The organism is Thiemannella venezuelensis (assembly GCF_014203605.1).
GTDB classification, from domain to species: domain Bacteria; phylum Actinomycetota; class Actinomycetes; order Streptosporangiales; family Streptosporangiaceae; genus Planomonospora_A; species Planomonospora_A venezuelensis.
This window is the reverse complement of the sequence record NZ_JACHJJ010000019.1, coordinates 75,939-95,073: the sequence shown is the minus strand read 5'-3', so window position 1 is coordinate 95,073 and position 19,135 is coordinate 75,939. Positions and strand designations below refer to the sequence as shown.

The window sequence follows — 19,135 nt, the reverse complement described above, 5'->3', positions numbered from 1 at the left end:
CGTGCCGTACCCGCCCTTGAAGGCGTTGGAATGCGGATTCCGAACCGGAGCCGACCGCGGCGGCGATCTCGCTCAGCGCGGCGGAGAGGGGCGGATCAGGCGGCGTGCCGCCACGGGGTGACCTGCAGCAGATCGTCGACCTCTCCCGAGGAGATGGGCGGGGAGAACAGGTAGCCCTGGGCCAGCGGGCAGCCCATCTGCTGCAGCACGCCGGCCTGCTCGCGGGATTCGACGCCCTCGACGACGGTGCGCAGCTCCAGGCTGGCGGCCAGTTCCACGATGGCCTTGGTGAAGGCGCGGGCCTGGTGGTGGTCGGTGCCGGTGAGCGGGGCGGTGAAGGAGCGGTCGATCTTGAGGATGTCGACCGGCAGGGTGCGCAGGTAGGCCAGCGAGGAGTATCCGGTGCCGAAGTCGTCCAGCGCGATGCGCACTCCGTGGGCGCGCAGGTCGGCCAGGACGTCCACGATGCGCTGGGTCTCGGCCGGGCTGGTGGCCAGCAGCATGCTCTCGGTCACCTCCAGCGTCAGCGCGTTGCGGGGCAGCGCGTGGCGGGTCAGGATCTCCAGGACCGTCTCCCGGAAGGTGCGCTCGCGCAGCTGGCGGCCGGAGACGTTGACGGTGACGGCGATGCCGTGGCGTTCGTGCCACCGCTTGGCGTCGGCGCAGGCCCGTTCCAGGGCCCAGCGGCCGATGTCGACGATCAGGCCGGTGTCCTCGGCGACGGGGATGAACACGTCGGGGGGGACGGGGCGGCCGTCGGTGGGGGTCCAGCGCAGCAGGGCCTCGACGGCGTGGATGGCGCCGGTGGTCAGGTCGACGACGGGCTGGTAGTTCAGGGTGAGCTCGTCGCGGGCCAGGGCCTGGCGCAGGCCGGCGGCGATCTCGGCGTGGTGCAGGCGCTCGGCGCGCAGGGTGTAGTCGAAGACGGCGATCTGGCTCTTGCCGGCGGCCTTGGCGGCGTACAGGGCCAGGTCGGCGTCGCGCAGGGCGTCGCTGGCCGTGGTCAGGGAGGCCTCGGCCAGCACGCCGACGCTGGTGGTCACGTACAGCTCGCGGCCGTCGACGGCGTAGGGGGCGCGCACCGCGGCCAGCACCTGCTCGGCCAGGGCCAGGGCGTGGGCGGTGGAGGAACCCGGGCCGGCGGGCAGCACGAGGGCGAACTCGTCACCGCCGAGCCGGGCCAGGACCTGCCCGTCGGCGGTCAGCGCGCGCAGGCGGCGGGCCACGACGGTCAGCAGCTCGTCGCCGACGGGGTGGCCGTAGGTGTCGTTGACGTCCTTGAACCCGTCCAGGTCCAGCAGCAGCAGCGCGGGCGCGGGCCTGCCGGGGTGCGCGAGGTGGTCGGCGACGGCGCCCTGCAGGGCCTCGCCCAGCAGGGCCCGGTTGCCCAGACCGGTCAGCGGGTCGTGGCAGGCGCGGTGGGCCAGGCTGCGCTGCAGGACGTCCTGCTGGTGCAGGGCGTCGCGCAGGTCGGCGGCCTGGGTCTCGGCGACTCCGGTCACCACGCTCAGCCGCAGGACCAGCAGGACGGCCAGGATCAGGGTCAGCACCGTGATCACCAGGTCGCTGTGCGAGGAGACGTCGCTCTTCAGCCACCCGCCCAGGATGGAGGCCGCCGGGCTGAGCAGCGCCAGCGCCAGGAAGACCAGGACGCGGTTCCGGCCGGTGGCGGCCGCGGGCCGGATCCGGCCCGCGGCGGCCATGCTGGGGTGCAGCGCCGCGGCCCCGATCAGCGCCGACCAGCCCAGCCAGCCGGCCGTGGTGAGAGGGCCGGCCGGGCGGCCGGCGACCTGGTCGAGCAGGTAGGCGCCGTCGGCGGCGAACAGGACGAGGTAGGAGACGCTCAGCAGGTTCAGCCACGGCGCCCGGCTGCTGTCGAGGATCATGCGGGTGATGACGCCGAAGACGAACAGGTCGATGACCGGCGGGACCAGCGCGAAGACCAGCCCGGTGCTCAGGCGGCCGCTCTGGTCGATCGCCGGGTCGATGAGGAAGGTCCACAGCGGCATGGCCGCGCCGACGCTGATGATGCCGCCGTCCAGCAGGCCCGCCCAGCGGGAGCCGCTGGTCTGCAGGTTCAGCGAGATCAACGCGGTCAGCGACAGGCCGTAGGCGGCAAGGGTGCCGATCCGGTACAGCTCCAGCAGCTCGGGACTGCCCAGCCACACGCCGCCGAGGCCCCAGACCAGCGTGGTGGCCGTCCAGGCGACCACGACGGCCATGCGCATCAGCCGCCACGGCCGCGACCGGGCCAGGCCGTGGCGGCGGGTGCCGGCGAAGATGGCCAGCGCCGCGGCACCCTGCCCCGTCGCCCAGAACAGCACCTCCACCATCGGCAACCGGCCGGTGGCGAGCGAGGCGGCCGCCGTCAGAACGCTCCCCAGGAGCAGGAAGCCCAGCCAGGCATGGGGACGGACGCCCCTGCGGGCCGCCGCCGCGGGCGAAGACGGGTTCATCGGGTTTCTCCTAGCCGTGTGTCCCGGCAGCCGGCCGGTCCCCAGGGGTGACCGCCCGGCGGGCCGGTGGCGGCCGACGGCGCGGTCAGGCGAGAGACCCGCATGAGACCGTCGGCTCCGGGCTCTCCTCATCGGCCGACGACCCGGGCAGGTGAGAAAACCTGGCGAACCGGTCGGATCCCGGACGGGCCCGGCCGTACGCCCGTCCGCCGGGGGCTACCCGAGCCACCAGCGGGCGGCGACGAGTTCGGCGACGAGGGTCTCGGTGAGCAGGGACACCTCGGGGTCGTCGTCGTGGAGGTAGCGGACGGCGGCCTTGGCGCCGGGGAGCTCGCCGCCGACGGTCAGGACGGTGGAGCCCCGCTGCCGGATCCAGTCCATGGCCTGCTCGTCGTAGCGGGAGCCGGGGAAGACCAGGGCGCGGTAGTCGAGGGTCTTGGTGAGGTAGACGTCGACGTGCGACCAGTCGCCGGTCTCGCAGGCGGTGGCGGCCCTGCGGGGGCCCTCGCGGAACATCAGCGCCGACTGCTCGGCCGAGGACAGGTGCTCGGCGGGGGCGACGGTGTAGACGCCGTGGGGGCCGTCGAGCAGCCTCGCCGCCTCCTGGAGCCACTCGCCGCGCCGGTCCAGCAGGTCGCCGGTGGCCTCGGCGGTGCGGCGCAGCAGCGCGGGCACGTCGGTGTCGGTGCCGGTGAGGCGGTTGCGCAGGGCCATGAGCAGGGCCGCCGTGTGCTGGAAGGTCCGGCAGGCGACGCCGCCGCGCTCCTCCCCGGCGAGCATCGGGACCACCAGGTCCGCGCCCTCGGTGATCGGCGAGCCGGGCCGGTTGGTCAGGGCGGCCACGGGGGCCCGGCCGCGGTAGCGGGCGACCGCGTCGAGGGTCTCGCGGCTGCCGCCGGTGGCGGAGACGGCGACGACGAGGGTGTCCGGGGTCGCCGGGTAGGAGGCCGTGGCGGAGGCGTACTCGGCGACCGCGTCGAACCCGGCCGCGCGCAGGCCGAGGGCGGCCACCCGGGCGGCGTAGCGGGAGCTGCCCATGCCGAGGAGGACCACCCGCCGGATTCCGGAGGGGACGGCCTCGAACGGGTCCGCGGCCTCCAGGGAGTCCGCCAGCCGGGCCAGCGCCTCCGGCTTTGCCTCCAGGTCGGCGAGGTACAGCTCGGGGTCCACGTGTTCTCCTTGTCGTCGCGGCGTGCCGGAGCAGGCTATGCGGGTGCGCCCGGGGGCGGTCCGGTGGGGTGCGGGGAGGCGGCGGGCGGGGGTCAGGCGTACCAGGAGCGCAATACGCCCATGGGGGCGTAGCGCCAGCGGGGCAGGTGCCTGGCGGCGTAGATCAGCTCGCGGCACTCCTGCTCGGCCGCGAAGGCCCGCAGCAGCCCGCCGTGGAGCAGGTGGGGGTGCCCTCGCTCGTGCAGGCGCTCCAGGTAGGCGTCCTCCAGGGAGCGGGTCGCCTGCACCGCCCACTGCGCGATCCGGTCGGGATCGGCGCCCCGGCGCCTGATCGCGACCTGGCCGGCGTGCTCCAGGCTGGTGGAGAGCTGTGCGAGGTCGCGGGCGGCCGGCTGGAAGAGGTCGGTGTCGGAGACCGTCGGGTTGCCGTCGAAGTCGATGACCGCGTACCCGTCCCGCCAGCGGAGGATCTGGCCGACGTGCAGGTCTCCGTGGATGCGGATGAGCGGCGTCGCGTCATGGTCCGCCAGGACGCGGAACCGCTCCGCCAGGAGGTGCGCGCGGGCGGCCAGCCATTCGCCGTCCTCGCCGCCGGTCAGTTCCAGCGCCTCGCGCAGCGCGGCCTCGGCGCGGACGGACCAGGGGCTCGGCGGGCGGGCGTCCGGGCCGCCCCCCGGACCGTCGCCCCGCGGAGCCCGGCCGCTGCGCGGGTCGCGGGCGGGCGGCCGCTCCCTCCCGCCGGGAGGGAGGGCGGGCGAGAGCCGTACCGGGTCGGGGAAGACCGCCGAGGGGGTGGCGAGGGCGACGTGCAGGTCGGCGGTGAGCACGCCCAGGTCGCCGGCGAAGGCCGTACGGCCGGCCGCGGCCTCGTCCACGCACCACTCCCAGCCGTCGCGGGCGTCCGGCAGGTAGGCGGTCACCAGGGCGAGGAGCTCCCCGCCGCGGGAGAGCGCCGCGTACGGCGTCGCCGTGGCGGTGAATCCGGCCTCGGTCAGGTGGGCGAACATCTCGGGCGCCGGGTGGGGGAGCGGGGCGGGCGGGGTGAGCCACTTGACGACGAGGGCCTCGCCGACGACCACGGAGTGGTTGGTCTGGTCCGCGTCGAAGCCGCGCTCGACCGCTCCGGGGGGCGGCGAGGGGAGGTCGTGGAAGGTCCTGACGGCGTAGGGAGAGGGGATCTCCGAGGTCAGGGCGGTGCCGAGCAGGCCGAGGAGCTCGGCCGTACGGCCGTCGCCCGCACGCGGTGCGGCGGTGAGCCGCTCCCATGTTGAACGTCGGTTCAAGAATCGAATCGAACTTCCATGTGACGATGTCGTGAAAAGTGTTGCCGATGTTGATGTTGCCTGCAACACTCCTGCTTTGGTCTGTCGTGTCCGTAACGACCCGACCATCCTATAAATCTGAATTTTGAAGGAGTAGCGGCCGTGTCTCGTTCCCGGTACGCCCGTCGTCTTCCGGCTGCCGCTCTGGCCGCCGGTCTCGCGCTCGCGGTCTCGGCGTGCGGCGGAGAGGCCGCCGATCCCGCAACGTCCGCCGACCCCGCGGCGCCCGCCGCCGGTGCGACCTCCGCGCAGCTCGACCCGAACGCCGACCTGTCCAAGCAGAGCCTCGCCATCTCGGTCTGGGAGGGCTACACGCCCAAGGAGCTTCCGCAGCAGGTCAAGGAGAAGCTCAAGACCGAGCTGAAGGTCACGCTGCACGCCAACAACGAAGAGATCATGGCGAAGCTGACCTCCGGCACCGACACCGGTCTCGACGTCGCCTTCGTCTCCGGGCAGTACGCCCAGGCACTCAACGAGGCCGGGCTGCTGGAGCCGATCCACCCCGAGCTGGTCCCGAACCTGGCCAACCTCTTCCCCGAGGCCAAGGAGCTCTCCTACGACAAGGGCAACGTCTTCTCCGTCCCCTACACCTGGGGCACGACCGGCATCTGCTACCGCACCGACCTGCTGAAGACGCCGCCGACCAGCTGGAACGACCTGCTCAGCCCGCCGGCCGAGGCCAAGAAGAAGGTCACCATGATGATCACCGAGCGCTGGCTGGCCCTGCCCGCCATCAAGGCGCTCGGCTACTCGGTCAACACCCGCAGCGACGAGGAGATCGCCAAGGTCAAGGAGAAGCTGCTGGCCGCCAAGCCGAACCTGCTGGCCTACGACGACACGACCTTCCGCGATCGCCTGAAGAAGGGCGAGGCCGTCATGGTCGAGGCGTGGGACGGCTGGTGCCCGGCCGGCGAGAAGAACATCGACTTCGTGATCCCCAAGGAGGGCAGCGACCTCTGGGTGGACACGATGGTGGTGCTGAAGTCCTCCAAGAACAAGGAGGCGGCGCACGCCTTCATCAACTACATCCTGGACCCGAAGGTCCACGGCTGGGCCGCGGAGAACATCCTGTACGGCGTGCCGAACAAGGCCGCGATGGACCTGGTCGACCCCGAGCTGAAGGCCAGCATGCCCTCGCTGCAGATGACCCCGTCGCAGCTGCTCCAGGGTGAGTCGATCATCGACCTGGGCGAGGACTCGGTCAAGTTCACCAGGCTCGCGACCGAGGTCGCGGCGCAGCAGTGACACGTTCCACCGTCTCCGGCGCGACCGCGGCACCGCGGTCGCGCCGGTCGCGCGCCCCCGGCCGGACGGCGGCGGGGCGGTCGGCGGTGGGGCGGCTGGTCTTCCTCGGGCCCGGCCTGGCCTACCTGATCGTCCTGCTGCTGGTCCCGCTGGCGCTTGTCCTCAGTTATACGATCTTCCGCCGGGGCCGCTTCGGCGGCGTCGTCTACGAGGCGACCGGGGAGAACTTCACCCGGCTGCTCGACCCGCTTTATCTCGACGTCATCGTCGGTTCACTGAAGCTGGCCAGCATCGCCACGGTGATCGCGCTGCTGGTCGGCTACCCGACGGCGTACCTGATCGCCCAGCTGCCGCGGAAGTGGAAGACCATCGCGCTGGTCGCGATCGTGCTGCCCTTCTGGACGAACTTCCTGGTCCGCATCTACGCCTGGATCGTGCTGCTCAGCGGCCCCGGACTGGTCAACTCCACGCTCGGCGACCTGGGACTCGGCCCCTTCGAGTTCCTCTACAACCAGGGCACGATCGTCACCGGGCTGGTCTACTCCTACCTGCCGCTGATGGTCCTGCCGCTCTACGCCGCGATCGAGAAGCTCGACCCGCAGCTCCGCGAGGCCTCGGCCAACCTCGGCGCCCGGCCCGCCCGCACCTTCGTCTCGGTCACGCTGCCGCTGACCCTGCCGGGCGTGGTCACCGGGTGCCTGTTCGTCTTCGTGCCGAGCTTCGGCAACTTCATCATCCCCGAGCTGCTCGGCGGCGGGCGGTCGATCATGGTCGGCAACCTGATCAGGGACCAGTTCCTCAAGGCGCGCGACTGGCCGTTCGGCTCCACGCTGGCGCTGGCGCTGCTCGCCGTCCTGGTCGTCCTGCTGCTCCTGCAGGCCTGGAGTGCCCGCCGTGCGTAGACCCCGCCTGCTGTACGTCCCGTTCTGGGCGACCTACGTCTTCCTGTACGCGCCGATCGCGGTGCTGGTCGTCATGTCGTTCAACTCCGGCGACTCGCCGTACTCCTTCGAGGGCCTGAGCCTGAAGTGGTACGGCGAGCTGGCCGGCAACGCCGAGATCGGCAAGGGCCTGGTCAACACCCTGGTGGTGGCCGCCGGCTCGACCGTCCTGTCGACCGTGCTGGGCACGCTGCTGGCCGTGGGCATGGCCCGCCACAGCAGGTCGAAGGTGCTGGACGCGATCGGCGTGCTCCCGGCGGTCCTGCCCGACCTGGTGCTGGCCATCGGGCTGCTGGTGTTCTACGCCTCGATCAGGATGACCCTCGGCCTGCACTCGGTGCTGCTGGCGCACACGGTGTTCGGCATGGCGTTCGTGGCCGCGGTGGTCCGCACCCGGCTCGCCCACGCCGACACCTCGCTGGAGGAGGCCTCCCGCGACCTGGGCGCGGGCCCGGTGACCACGTTCTTCCGGATCACCCTGCCCCAGCTCGCCCCGGGCATCGCCGCGGGCGCGCTGCTGGCCTTCACGCTCTCCGTCGACGAGTTCGTCATCGCGTTCTTCACCGCGGCGCCGACCGAGCCGACCCTGCCCATCGTCATCTACTCAATGGTCCGCTTCGGGGTCACCCCGGAGATCAACGCGCTGGCCACGCTGCTGCTGGCCGTGAGCTTCACCGTGGTGATCGTGGCCCAGCGGATGACCCGACTGACGGAGTCCCTTTCCTGATGCTGCAGATCACAGGTGTCAGCCGCCGGTTCGGCGACGTCACGGCGCTGGCGGACGTCTCCCTGGAGATCCGCCAGGGCGAGTTCTTCGCGCTGCTGGGCCCCAGCGGCTGCGGCAAGACCACGCTCCTGCGCATCCTCGCCGGGTTCGAGTCGCCGGACTCCGGCACCGTCACCCTCGACGGCGCCGACCTGCTCGGCCAGGCCGCGCACCGCCGCCCGGTCAACCTGATGTTCCAGTCCTACGCGCTCTTCCCGCACATGACCGTGGCCAAGAACGTCGCCTACGGACTGGAGCGGGAGAGGCTGTCGAAGGCGGAGATCCGGGACCGGGTCGGCGAGGTGCTGGCCAAGGTGGGCCTGGAGCAGATGGCCGGGCGCAGGCCGCAGCAGCTCTCCGGCGGCCAGCGCCAGCGCGTCGCGCTGGCCCGCGCGATCGTCAAGCGGCCCCGCCTGCTCCTGCTCGACGAGCCGCTCTCGGCGCTGGACAAGAAGGTGCGCGCGGAGATGCAGCTGGAGCTCAAGCGGCTCCAGCACGAGGTCGGCATCACCTTCGTCGTGGTCACCCACGACCAGGAGGAGGCCATGTCGCTCGCCGACCGGATCGCGGTCTTCAACGCCGGCCGGGTGGAGCAGGTGGACGAGCCGGTGGCGCTCTACGAGCGGCCGCGCACCCCCTTCACGGCCGGTTTCGTCGGGGCGAGCAACCTGTTCGCGGGCCGGGCCTGCTCGGCCGGCCTGGCCGCCGACGGCCTGGGCGTGCTGCCCGGCGTCTCGGACCTGCCGGACGGCACGCCCGCGCTGCTGGCCGTACGGCCCGAGCGGCTCCGGCTGGACGGCGAGCAGGGTCAGGGAGTGCTGCGGGGCGAGGTCGCCGACGTGAGCTTCTACGGCGGGGTGTCGCACGTCTCGGTCGCCGTGCCGGGCCGTGCGGAGCCGGTCCTGGTGGCCACGCCGGGCGCCACCCAGGTCCGGGCGGGCACCCGCGTGGCGCTGTCCTGGGCGCCGGGGGACGGGGCGCTGGTCCCTCAATGAGACGTCTTCAGAGCGTTGCCCGTGGCCGTGCGGGCGTAGGCGAGGATGAGGTCCGCCGCCTCCTCCGGGCCGATCACCGGGTGACGGGCCGTTATGCGGTAACCGTACGCGTCCTCGAGCGCGACCAGGTTGCGCGCGACGACCTGGGAGTCGTCGGTCAGCGTGAAGGTCCCCAGCGCGCTCCCGGTCTCCAGGATGCTCTGGTACATCGCGACCTGCCGGTCGTAGAGCGTGGTGAGCAGCAGCGCGTACATCCGGTTGCGGGAGGCGGCGCCGCCGAGCTCGTTGAGCAGCCGGACGTCCGGGTCGTCCGGGCCGTGCGGCAGGCCCGAGCGGATGGTCACGACGAGCTTCTCCGCGGGGTCGCGCATGCCGCTGATCCGCTTGAGGCGCAGCTCGTAGAAGCGCTCCATCCCGGCGTGGTGGGCCTCGACCAGCAGCTCGCCGAGGTTGGGGTAGTGGTACAGCACCGCCCCGGAGGTCAGTCCCGCCTCCTCGGCGACGTGGTTGAGCCCGACGCCGTCGGTGCCGTGCCTGATGATGGCCCGGCGGGCCGCGTCGATGAGATCCACACGCCGATCCGACCGGCTCTTGCGCGCCATATTCCCCCGTTCGTTCACACCCGTGATTTACGCCGGGGTCCATAGTGACTGCTGTCCGGCATTTCCGCTAGATCAAGTTTTAAACCCATATTCAATAGAAACAGTCCCCCGAGACCTGGAGGCCGCGATGTCTCTCACCATCCTGTTCATGCCGGAGAGCGCCTACGGGCCGACGAACAACTGCATCGGCATCGGTGACATTCTGCGCAAGCGCGGTCACCGGGTCGTCTTCGCGGCCGAGGCGTCCTGGAAGGGGAAACTGGAGGCGCTCGGCTTCGAGGAGGACCTGGTCGACCTCGCGCCCCCGTCGGACGAGGAGCAGGACCCCGGGCAGTTCTGGAAGGACTTCATCCGGGACACCGCGCCCGAATACCGCAAGACGACGGCCGAGCAGCTCGAGACGGTGACCAAGCCGATCTGGGACGCTCTCATCGACGGCGTGAAGTACTGCGAGCCGCAGCTCAAGGCGATTATCGAGCGGGTTCGGCCGGACGTCATCGTCGAGGACAACGTCATTACTTTCCCGGCGCTTCTCACCGCGGGCAAGCCGTTCGTCCGCATCGTCTCCTGCAATCCGCTGGAAGTCCGCGGGGAGAATGTCGCACCGGTCTTCTCCGGCCTCCCGGTCGGCGACCGCTCGGAATGGCAGGCATTCCGCGACGAGTACGACCGGACCCACCGCGAGGTCTGGACCGCGTTCAACGAGTGGTGCGTCGCCCAGGGCACCGCGCCCCTGCCCGACCTGGACTTCATCCACGAGGGCGACCAGAACCTCTACGTCTTCCCGGAGATCGCCGACTACACCGACGCCCGCCCGCTGGGCGCGAACTGGCACCGCCTGGACTCCTCGGTCCGCGAGACCGACGACTCCTTCGAGCTGCCGGAGTCGATCCGGGGCGAGGGCGCGCTGGTCTACTTCTCGCTCGGCTCGCTGGGCTCGGCCGACGTGGAGCTCATGCAGCGGGTGATCGACGTGCTGGGCACCACCCCGCACCGCTTCATCGTCTCCAAGGGCCCGCTGCACGAGGAGATCAAGCTCGCCGACAACATGTGGGGCGCCGAGTTCGTCCCGCAGACGAAGATCATCCCGATGGTGGACCTGGTCATCACGCACGGCGGCAACAACACCACCACCGAGGCGCTGCACTTCGGCAAGCCGATGATCCTGCTGCCCCTCTTCTGGGACCAGTACGACAACGCCCAGCGCATGCACGAGCTGGGCTACGGCGTGCGCCTGGCCACCTACGCCTTCGCCGACGAGGAGCTGACCGGCGCGCTGGAGCGGCTCCTGGGCGACACCGGGCTGCGCGCGCGCCTGGCCGCCGCCGGCGAGGAGATCCGCCGCCGCGACGGCCTGCGCAGGGCCGCCGACCTCATCGAGCAGGCCGGCGCCTGACGTTTTTCCGAGCACGAGCAGGGATGTCCCATGGGTAAGTTGATCAATCCGGCCACCGGCGAGTCCGCCGCGGAGGCGCACGCCACTCCGGTCGGCGAGGTGGCGGCGGCCGTACGGCGGGCGCGGGCGGCGTTCGCCGAGTGGAGCGCGGCGACCCCGGCCGAGCGGGCCAGGGTGCTGCTGCGCCTGGCGGACCTCGTCGAGGCCGACGCCGAGGAGCTGACCCGGCTGGAGGTGACCGAGACCGGCAAGCCCGCGGCGGTGTTCCGCGACGGCGAGCTGCCCTTCGCGGTGGACAACCTCCGCTTCTTCGCCGGGGCGGCGCGCTCGCTGGACGGAACCGGGGCGGGGGTGTTCAGCGCCGGGTACACCTCGGTGCTGGTCCGCCGCCCGGTCGGCGTGGTCGCCTCGATCGCCCCGTGGAACTTCCCGCTCGTGATGGCGGTCTGGAAGGTCGGCCCCGCGCTCGCCGCGGGCAACGCGGTGGTGATCAAACCGGCGCCGCAGACGCCGGGCACCACGCTCCGGCTGGCCGAGCTGTTCGCCCGCGCCGGGGCGCCGGACGGGCTGCTCCAGGTCGTGCTCGGGGACGCCGAGGTCGGCCAGGCGCTGGTCACCGACCCGGGTGTGGACATGGTGAGCGTCACCGGCTCCACCGAGACCGGGCGCGCCGTCATGCGCGGGGCGACCGGCTCGCTGAAGCGGGTCCACCTGGAGCTCGGCGGCAAGGCTCCGGCGCTGGTCTTCGGCGACGCGGACCTGGCGGAGATGGCCAGGGGCGTGGCGCTGGGCGCGACCTACAACACCGGTCAGGACTGCACGGCCGCCACCCGCGTCTACATCGCCCGGGAGGTGTACGGCGAGGCCGTCGAAGCGCTTCACGGGACACTGGCGCAGATCACGGTGGGCGACCCCTGGGACCCGGCCACCGACATCGGCCCGCTGATCTCCGCGGGGCACCGGGACCGGGTGCACGGCTTCGTCGAGCGCGCGGTGTCCGCGGGCGCCGCGGTGCTGCGCGGCGGCGCCCCGGCGGAGGGGCCCGGGTTCTTCTACCCGCCGACGCTCGTCGACGGCGCCCGCCAGGACAGCGAGATCGTCCAGGGCGAGCTGTTCGGGCCGGTGCTGGTGGCCCTGCCGTTCGACGGCGAGGACGAGGCGGTGCGGCTGGCCAACGACACCCCCTACGGCCTGGCCTCCTCGGTCTGGTCCTCCGACGTGTCCCGGGCGCTGCGCGTCTCGCACCGCCTCGACGTGGGTGTGACCTGGGTCAACGACCATCTGCCGATCGCCTCGGAAGCCCCGCACGGCGGGGTGAAGGGAAGCGGCTTCGGCAAGGACATGAGCCAGGAGGCGGTCCAGGAGTACTCGGTGACCCGCCACCTGATGATCAAGCACCAGGCTCCGGAGGCGAGGGAGTCGTTCCGGCCCGCTTAGAACTATCAGTCCTCAAGGCATCGAAAGTCCCTTTTGTAGGGATTTATAGATATTTACTCCATTCGTCGTGACATAAAGGATGTGCTCAAATTGCTTCCGCCGCTTCCCTACCCGGCGAGGGGTTACGTAGGCCAGTGATGACCCAAGACCGTCGCAGCCGTCGACCGGCAGGGGCGGGCAGCCGCCTCCTGCCGGCGAACTGGCGCGTGCGTCCCCGCCTGGTCGCGCTGATCCTCCTGCCGACCGCGGCGGCCGTACTGCTGAGCGGATTCCAGTTCACCACCGCGCTGTCCACCGCCACCGAGTACCGCCGGATGTCCGAGGTCGCCTCGCTGGTCGAGCGGCTCGGCACCCTCGCCCACGAGATGGCGGAGGAGCGCGACCTCACCGCCTGGTACATCGCCGACAACCACCGGGCCGCCCGGCTCGCACAGGTCCGCAAGCAGCGCGAGGCGGTGGACCGGGCCGGCACCGAGGTGCTCAAGGCGGTCGCCGCCGTCGGCGCTGAGGGGCACGCCGCCCGTGTCCGGAGCGAGGCCGCCCAGGTCCGCCGCTGGCTGCACGGCCTCGACGGCCTGCGCAAGCTGGTCACCGAGGGCGGGGTACTCCCCCGTGCGGCCCTCGGCATGTACTCGCGCATGATCGCCGACTTCGTCACCCTCCACGACGACCTCGGCCGCAGCGGCGGCGACGAGCGCCTGATCGCCGACGCGCTGGCCCTCGGTGCCCTGACCCGCGCCAAGGAACAGGTCGCCAGGCAGCGGGGCATCCTGCTCGTCGCCCGCCTGGAGGGCGGCTTCGACTTCGACGACCCGGCGGACTTCCTCGGGGCCTACAAGAGCCAGCAGAGCGAGCTGGCCGCCTTCCAGGCGACCGCCTCCACCGCCCAGATCAGGCGGCTGCGCGAGGCGGTCAGCGGCCCGAAGATCGACCGGGCGGACGCCACGCGCGCCCTGGTCATGTCGCGCATGCGTGAGAACAAGGGCCTGGGCGCCGTGGGCATCCGGAGCTGGTTCGACGCCTCCAGCGCGACCGTGGACGGCATGCGGACCGTCGAGCGCGACATGGCCGCCGCGGTGGTCGCGCGCAGCCAGGAGATGGAGGCCGCCGAGGAACGCAGCGCCATGATCTCCGGTGGCGCGATCCTGGTCCTGTTGGTCCTGATCCTGCTCATCACCTCCTGGGTGGCGGGCACGCTGGTGCGCCCGCTGCGCAGGCTGCGCAGCGAGGCGCTGGAGGTGGCCGGGAGCAGGCTGCCCGAGACCGTCCGCGTGCTGCGGGAGTCGGGCCAGGCGGGCTCGCCGGTGGAGGTGCCTTCCATCGGCGTGCTCTCCCGCGACGAGATCGGGGAAGTGGCCCGGGCCTTCGACGAGGTCCACCGCGAGGCCGTGCGGCTGGCGGGAGACGAGGCCCGGCTGCGGGCCAACATCAACGCGATGTTCGTCAACCTCTCCCGGCGCACCCAGTCGCTCGTGGAGCGCCAGATCGACCTCATCGACGACCTGGAGCAGGGCGAGCAGGACTCCGACCGGCTGGCGAGCCTCTTCAAGCTGGACCACCTGGCCACCCGCATGCGCCGCAACTCCGAGAACCTGCTGGTCCTCGCCGGTCAGGAGCAGAGCCGCCGGTGGAGCGAGCCGGTTCCGCTGGGCGACGTGGCGCGGGCCTCCCTGTCCGAGGTCGAGAACTACGAGCGGGTCACTCTCAGGGTCGAGTCCGGCATCCTGATCATCGGTCAGGCCGTCAACGACATCGTGCACCTGATCGCGGAGCTCGTCGAGAACGCGATCTTCTTCTCGCCGCAGGACACCAAGATCACGGTGACCAGCAACGGCAACGAGATGGGCAGCGTGATCGTGGCGGTCACCGACCAGGGCATCGGCATGAGCGACGAGGAACTGGCCGAGGCCAACCGCCGCCTGGCCGAGCCGCCCTCGGTGGACCTGTCGGTCTCCCGCCGGATGGGCCTGTTCGTGGTCGCCCGCCTGGCCCAGCGCCACGGCATCCGCGTCCAGCTCCGCCGCCCGGAGACCGGCGGGCTCAGCGCCGTGGTCCTGCTGCCCGCCCAGGTGGTCGCGCAGTCCATGACGCCCCAGCCGGCCATGGCCGCCGCAGCCCGGCCCGCGGTTCCCGCGCTCGACGCGGACCCGTTCGCCGGAGGGCTGCGGACCGACCCGTTCGGATCGACCCCCTCGGCGGGCTCGTCCTTCGGCTCGTCCTTCGGCTCGTTCAGCTCCTTCGGCGGCCCCGCGCCGCAGGGGGCCGCCGGACCCGCCGGTCCCGCACCGGCGGGCTTCCCGCCTCCCGGCCCGCCCAGGGAGGAGCGTCCTCCCTTCGGGATGCCCCCGCTGGAGGACACGCCGTTCGGCGCGCCCCCCGCGGTGCGGGCCGCCACCCCGGTCCCGGCTCCGGTCGCGCCGGAGATCCCGCCGGTTCCGGAGGCCCCGCCGTCGGTGGCGGACCTGTGGTCCAAGCCGATGATGTCCGCCTCGGACGTGGAGAGCCTGTGGTCCTCGCCCCTCACTCCGGCCGCGCCGCCGTCCTCCCCGCTCGACCGGACCCCGCCGCCGGGGCTCCCCGACCGGAGTTCCCCCTCCTGGCCTGAGGCGCCCGCGCCGGAGTCCTGGTCCGAGCCGTCCCCGGCGGAGTCCTGGGCGCCGCACCGGCTGGAGCAGACCGAGAACACCCAGACGCTGCCCGCGGTCGGGGTGCCGGTGACCGAGCCGGAGCCCGAGGAGTTCCTGCCGATCTTCGCGGCGGTGGGCTCCGACTGGTTCCGGAGCAGCGTCCCGGTGGACGGGCCGGGCACCGGCGCGGTCACCGGCTCGGGCCCCGGGCCGGTGGAGGACGGGACCGGTACGGCCCCGGCGCAGCCCGCGCCCGCGGCCGGGCCCGCCGAACCCCAGCCCTGGAGCAGCAGCCCCGCCGACCAGGGCTGGGCCGCCGCCGAGGCGGCCAGGAAGCCCGCGGAGGGCGGGCTGACCGGGGCGGGACTGCCCAAGCGGGTGCCCAAGGCCAACCTGGTCCCCGGCGCGGCTCCCGCCGCGTCGGCGCCGGTCACCCCGATGCCCCCGATCTCGGCCGAGCGGGTCCGCAGTCGTCTGTCCAGTTTCCAGAAGGGCGTCCGGCAGGGCCGCGCCGAGATGAACGAGCGGTCCAGCGCCGCCGAGGGAGAGAAGCAGTGAACCACCAACTCAGTCAGGCCGCCCGCGGCTTCAATTGGCTGATCACCGAGTTCGTCAAGGAAATGCCCGGCGTGGCCCACGCGGTGATCGTCTCCGCGGACGGGCTTCCGCTGGCCTACTCGCAGGGATTCCCGAAGGACCGCGCCGACCAGCTCGCCGCGATCACGGCCGGCATGGTCAGCCTGACCCAGGGCGCCGCCCGGGTCTTCGAAGGCGGCCCGGTCGTGCAGACCGTGATCGAGATGCAGCGGGGACTCCTGCTGACCATGTCGATCAGCGACGGTTCCGCGCTCGCCGTACTGGCCTCGCCGGACTGCGACATGGGCCTGGTGGCCTACCAGATGACGCTCCTGGCGGAGCGCGCGGGCCAGGCGCTGACCCCGGCCCTGCGCGCCGAGCTCCAGGCGTCCCAGCGGTAGGCGTCCCGGCGACAGGCGGACGCCCCGGCAGCGGGCGGGCGTCACTGACGAAACATCAGGACAACAATGGAGAAGGAGGGATAGCATCCGATGAACGAGCCGCCGCCTCAGGCCAAGAGCGGACGGAATCGTTTGATTCGTCCGTACGCTGTCACCGGGGGAAGGACCGCTCCTCGGACGCAGCTCGCGCTCGAGGCGCTGGTCTCCTCGGCGACCGCTCCGGGGGTGGACCCCTCCATGCTCTCCACGGAGTACCAGGCGATCACCTCGTTGTGCCGGCAGATACGATCGGTCGCCGAGGTCTCGGCCATGTTGCACATGCCGCTGGGCGTGACCCGCGTGCTGATCGCGGACATGGCGGCGGAGGGCCTGGTGCAGATCCACCATCCGTCGCTGGATGCCGGAAAGCCGAACCTCAACTTGCTTGAAAGGGTGCTCAGTGGGCTTCGCAGGCTCTGACGCCGGGATGACGTCGACGAAGATCGTGGTCGCCGGCGGCTTCGGTGTCGGCAAGACGACCTTCGTCGGCGCGGTCTCCGAGATCATGCCGCTGACCACGGAAGCGGTCATGACGGAGGCCAGTTCCGGGGTCGACGACCTCTCGCAGATTCCGACGAAGCGGACCACCACGGTGGCCATGGACTTCGGCCGGGTCTCCCTGGACCGGGACCTGATCCTGTACCTGTTCGGCACGCCCGGGCAGCACCGGTTCTGGTTCATGTGGGACGACCTCGTCAAGGGCGCGATCGGCGCGGTCGTGCTGGTCGACACCCGCCGGCTGGCCGACAGCTTCCCGGCGATCGACTACTTCGAGGAGGCCGGGCTGCCCTTCGTGGTCGCCCTCAACGGCTTCGACGGGGACCACCTGCACGGCACGGAGGAGGTGCGGGAGGCCCTGACGATCTCCCCGCACATCCCGATCGTCCGGACCGACGCGCGCTCCCGCGACGCGGTGAAGTCGACCCTGATCACCCTGGTCGAGCACGTCCTCACCATCCGCGTCTGACCCGTGCCGTCCCGGGCCCGGCCCGCGGCCGGGAGGACCGGGACGGCACGGCGGCCGGAGTCAGCCGGTGGGATCCGCGACGAGGGTCCTGGCGTCGATCGCGCTCTTCAGATACCCCTGCTCCAGCATCACGTCGGCGACGCGCTGCAGCCGCCGCGGGTCCAGACCGGTCGGGAAGGTGCCCAGCCTGATGGCCGCCGCGCCGTGGCCAGGGCCCGGCGGCGGGGAACGCGGAGACGTAGTCGGCCATGCTGATGTCCAGGGTGCCGCTGAGCAGGGTGGGGATCGCCGCGGCGCCGCCCTGGACGATCTCCTTCCGCACCGTCAGGCCCGCCTCCCGGAAGAAGCCCCTCTGCTCGGCGACGAAGAGGGCGGAGCCGTCGGGCACGGGGAGGGCGCGTCGGTCCGTGAGGTACGCCTTCTCCGGCGCGGGGCCTTCCCCGCGGCTTTCCGCGAGGCCTTCCCCGCGGCCCCGCCGGATCCGGCGGATCGTGCCGTCCGGGCGGGGCGGTCGGCGGATCAGCGTAGCCTCCGCCCGGTAGTGGATCACAGGGGCTTTTCCGCCGCGCGGGGCGGCCGCCCCCGTTTTCAACGGAGCATCAGTACGGCCCTCGGCGGGCGATCCACATAACGGGAGTTCGAGGAGGCGGATCCTCCTCGTTTCCCGATTTCCTGAATTCTCATTCAATTGCCGTGCGCCTATCCTGGCGGACCGGCGGTGGATTTCCGGTCGCTCTTTTCCCGATCCGCGGGTAGGGAGAGACCCCGGCCGAGGAGAACGCCGTCAGGGATTCACCTCATATGTGGTGCCACGGACCTCGCATCGGCAATAAGGTCATCGCCGGACGATTGTCGTCACGATCACGAATGGTCTCCCTGCGCAGGGGCCGCGGCACGTATCGGGGGAACGCATGCACGTCCTGGTCATCGGCGGCGGTATCGGCGGCCTCACCACCGCGCTCAGCCTGCACGCCGCCGGGATCGGATGCACGGTCGCCGAGTCCGCCGCGGAACTGCGCCCGCTCGGCGTGGGGATCAACGTCCAGCCCCACGCGGTCAGGGAGCTGACCGAACTCGGCCTGGGCGGCCGGCTCGCCGGGATCGGCGTCGCGACCAGCTTCCAGACCTACGCCGACCGCTTCGGCGGCACCATCCTCGCCCTGCCGCGGGGCAGGGCCGCCGGTTACCGCTGGCCGCAGTACTCCGTCCACCGGGGCGCGCTCCAGATGCTGCTGCTCGACGCGGTGCGCGAGCGGCTCGGACCGGAGGCGGTGCGGACGGGATTGTGCTTCGAGGACGTCGTGGAGGGCTCGGACGGGGTCGTCGCCTCGCTCAGGGACGTGCGGACCGGAGAGGCGCTCGGCCTCGCCTCCGACGTGCTGGTCGGGGCCGACGGAGTGCACTCGGCCGTACGGGCACGACTCCATCCGGACGGCGGGCCGCTGCTGTGGAACGGGGTCCGGATGTGGCGCGGGATCACCGAGAGCGAGCCGTTCCTGGACGGGTCCACCCTGGCCGTCGTGGGCTCGAACCGGTCGTGCAAGTTCGTCGCCTACCCCGTCTCCGCCGATCGCAGGCGGATCAACTGGGTCGCGGAGGTGAAGACGGGGGACGGCGGGGAGGTGCCGGCGGCCGACTGGTCCCGGGAGGGGGCGCTGGAGGAGGTCCTGCCGCACTTCGCGGACTGGAGGCTCCCCTGGCTCGACGTCCCCGGGCTGCTCGCCGGGGCCGGGCGCATCCTGGAGTACCCGATGGTGGACCGGGATCCGCTGCCGTCGTGGGGCCGGGGCCGGGTGACCCTGCTCGGGGACGCCGCCCACCCGATGTACCCGGTCGGCTCCAACGGCGGCTCGCAGGCCGTGCTCGACGCCCGGGTGCTGGCGCGCTCGCTGGCCGCGTCCGGCCCCGTCGAGGGGCTGGCCGCCTACGAGCAGGAGCGCAGGACGGCCACCACCCCGCTGGTCCTGGCCAACCGCGAGATGCCCATGGAGCGGATCATCGCCCTGGTGGGGGAGCGGGCCCCGCTGGGGTTCGGGGACGTCTCCGAGGTGCTCACCGCCGAGGAGATCGCCGAGATGGCGGCCGGCCAGCGGCGGATGACCGACACGGACGTCACGCTCCTGAACGAGCGCCCGTCCTGGAGCGTCGTCCGGGACGCGCGGGGGAGGGGCGCCGGGACGGGGGACTGAGCGCCG

The 19,135-nt window shown here is 72.1% G+C and carries 15 protein-coding genes; 11 read left to right on the top strand and 4 right to left on the bottom strand.

All coding sequences use genetic code 11. The features are described from left to right. Positions 1 to 95: 95 nt before the first annotated feature. The 3 genes from FHS22_RS25210 to FHS22_RS25200 all read right to left on the bottom strand — a co-directional run bounded on the left by FHS22_RS25210 (position 96) and on the right by FHS22_RS25200 (position 4,909). Entirely contained in the window at positions 96 to 2,456 is a 2,361-nt protein-coding gene (locus FHS22_RS25210; RefSeq protein WP_184945504.1) for a putative bifunctional diguanylate cyclase/phosphodiesterase, read from the bottom strand. 216 nt (positions 2,457 to 2,672) lie between these two features. Further along, positions 2,673 to 3,626: an SIS domain-containing protein gene (locus FHS22_RS25205; protein WP_184945502.1), complete on the bottom strand. Its 954-nt coding sequence runs from the start codon at positions 3,624 to 3,626 to the stop codon at positions 2,673 to 2,675. 92 nt (positions 3,627 to 3,718) lie between these two features. Next, positions 3,719 to 4,909, bottom strand: coding sequence for a hypothetical protein (locus FHS22_RS25200; RefSeq protein WP_184945500.1), 1,191 nt, complete (start codon positions 4,907 to 4,909; stop codon positions 3,719 to 3,721). A gap of 141 nt (positions 4,910 to 5,050) precedes the next feature. Between FHS22_RS25200 and FHS22_RS25195 the strand changes: the two genes are divergently transcribed. From FHS22_RS25195 to FHS22_RS25180, 4 genes are read left to right on the top strand one after another with little or no spacing between them, the layout of a single operon-like run. After that, a complete protein-coding gene (locus FHS22_RS25195) occupies positions 5,051 to 6,193 on the top strand; it encodes a polyamine ABC transporter substrate-binding protein (RefSeq protein ID WP_184945498.1) in 1,143 nt (380 codons plus the stop codon). After that, positions 6,190 to 7,095: an ABC transporter permease subunit gene (locus FHS22_RS25190; RefSeq protein WP_184945496.1), complete on the top strand. Its 906-nt coding sequence runs from the start codon at positions 6,190 to 6,192 to the stop codon at positions 7,093 to 7,095. The genes FHS22_RS25195 and FHS22_RS25190 overlap by 4 nt, the downstream gene beginning before the upstream one ends. After that, on the top strand, positions 7,088 to 7,861 hold the full coding sequence (locus FHS22_RS25185; RefSeq protein ID WP_184945495.1) for an ABC transporter permease: 774 nt from the start codon (positions 7,088 to 7,090) through the stop codon (positions 7,859 to 7,861). The genes FHS22_RS25190 and FHS22_RS25185 overlap by 8 nt, the downstream gene beginning before the upstream one ends. Then, positions 7,861 to 8,895 (top strand): ABC transporter ATP-binding protein, encoded by a 1,035-nt coding sequence (locus tag FHS22_RS25180; RefSeq protein WP_184945494.1) that lies wholly within the window; start codon positions 7,861 to 7,863, stop codon positions 8,893 to 8,895. Before FHS22_RS25185 ends, FHS22_RS25180 begins: the two co-directional genes overlap by 1 nt. Here the strand turns inward: FHS22_RS25180 and FHS22_RS25175 are convergent. Beyond that, positions 8,889 to 9,467, bottom strand: a complete 579-nt coding sequence (locus FHS22_RS25175) for a TetR/AcrR family transcriptional regulator (protein WP_338047934.1) — start codon at positions 9,465 to 9,467, stop codon at positions 8,889 to 8,891. The two genes, FHS22_RS25180 and FHS22_RS25175, sit on opposite strands and share 7 nt — an antisense overlap. A 157-nt stretch (positions 9,468 to 9,624) precedes the next feature. Here FHS22_RS25175 and FHS22_RS25170 point away from each other — a divergent pair, with 157 nt between their 5' ends. The 7 genes from FHS22_RS25170 (at position 9,625) to FHS22_RS25140 (ending at position 19,129) form a co-directional block, all read left to right on the top strand. Continuing rightward, positions 9,625 to 10,893, top strand: a complete 1,269-nt coding sequence (locus FHS22_RS25170) for a glycosyltransferase (protein ID WP_184945491.1) — start codon at positions 9,625 to 9,627, stop codon at positions 10,891 to 10,893. Between the two features lie 30 nt (positions 10,894 to 10,923). Then, a complete protein-coding gene (locus tag FHS22_RS25165; protein ID WP_184945489.1) occupies positions 10,924 to 12,330 on the top strand; it encodes an aminobutyraldehyde dehydrogenase in 1,407 nt (468 codons plus the stop codon). A 137-nt stretch (positions 12,331 to 12,467) separates the two neighbouring features. Then, complete coding sequence (locus FHS22_RS25160) at positions 12,468 to 15,515, top strand: sensor histidine kinase (protein WP_184945487.1); 3,048 nt, start codon at positions 12,468 to 12,470, stop codon at positions 15,513 to 15,515. Further along, positions 15,512 to 15,934, top strand: a complete 423-nt coding sequence (locus FHS22_RS25155) for a roadblock/LC7 domain-containing protein (protein ID WP_184945485.1) — start codon at positions 15,512 to 15,514, stop codon at positions 15,932 to 15,934. Before FHS22_RS25160 ends, FHS22_RS25155 begins: the two co-directional genes overlap by 4 nt. A gap of 90 nt (positions 15,935 to 16,024) precedes the next feature. Next, positions 16,025 to 16,393, top strand: a complete 369-nt coding sequence (locus FHS22_RS25150) for a DUF742 domain-containing protein (RefSeq protein WP_184945483.1) — start codon at positions 16,025 to 16,027, stop codon at positions 16,391 to 16,393. A 7-nt stretch (positions 16,394 to 16,400) separates the two neighbouring features. Continuing rightward, entirely contained in the window at positions 16,401 to 16,940 is a 540-nt protein-coding gene (locus tag FHS22_RS25145) for a GTP-binding protein (RefSeq protein WP_184945481.1), read from the top strand. A 911-nt stretch (positions 16,941 to 17,851) separates the two neighbouring features. After that, positions 17,852 to 19,129, top strand: coding sequence for a flavin-dependent oxidoreductase (locus FHS22_RS25140; protein WP_184945479.1), 1,278 nt, complete (start codon positions 17,852 to 17,854; stop codon positions 19,127 to 19,129). Positions 19,130 to 19,135: the final 6 nt, after the last annotated feature.

Coding starts and splice junctions, on each gene's coding strand:
- FHS22_RS25210 (WP_184945504.1), bottom strand. CDS start 2,456: ATGAACCCGTCTTCGCCCGCGGCGGCGGCCCGCAGGGGCGTCCGTCCC.
- FHS22_RS25180 (WP_184945494.1), top strand. CDS start 7,861: ATGCTGCAGATCACAGGTGTCAGCCGCCGGTTCGGCGACGTCACGGCG.
- FHS22_RS25170 (WP_184945491.1), top strand. CDS start 9,625: ATGTCTCTCACCATCCTGTTCATGCCGGAGAGCGCCTACGGGCCGACG.
- FHS22_RS25165 (WP_184945489.1), top strand. CDS start 10,924: ATGGGTAAGTTGATCAATCCGGCCACCGGCGAGTCCGCCGCGGAGGCG.
- FHS22_RS25160 (WP_184945487.1), top strand. CDS start 12,468: ATGACCCAAGACCGTCGCAGCCGTCGACCGGCAGGGGCGGGCAGCCGC.
- FHS22_RS25150 (WP_184945483.1), top strand. CDS start 16,025: ATGAACGAGCCGCCGCCTCAGGCCAAGAGCGGACGGAATCGTTTGATT.
- FHS22_RS25145 (WP_184945481.1), top strand. CDS start 16,401: ATGACGTCGACGAAGATCGTGGTCGCCGGCGGCTTCGGTGTCGGCAAG.
- FHS22_RS25140 (WP_184945479.1), top strand. CDS start 17,852: ATGCACGTCCTGGTCATCGGCGGCGGTATCGGCGGCCTCACCACCGCG.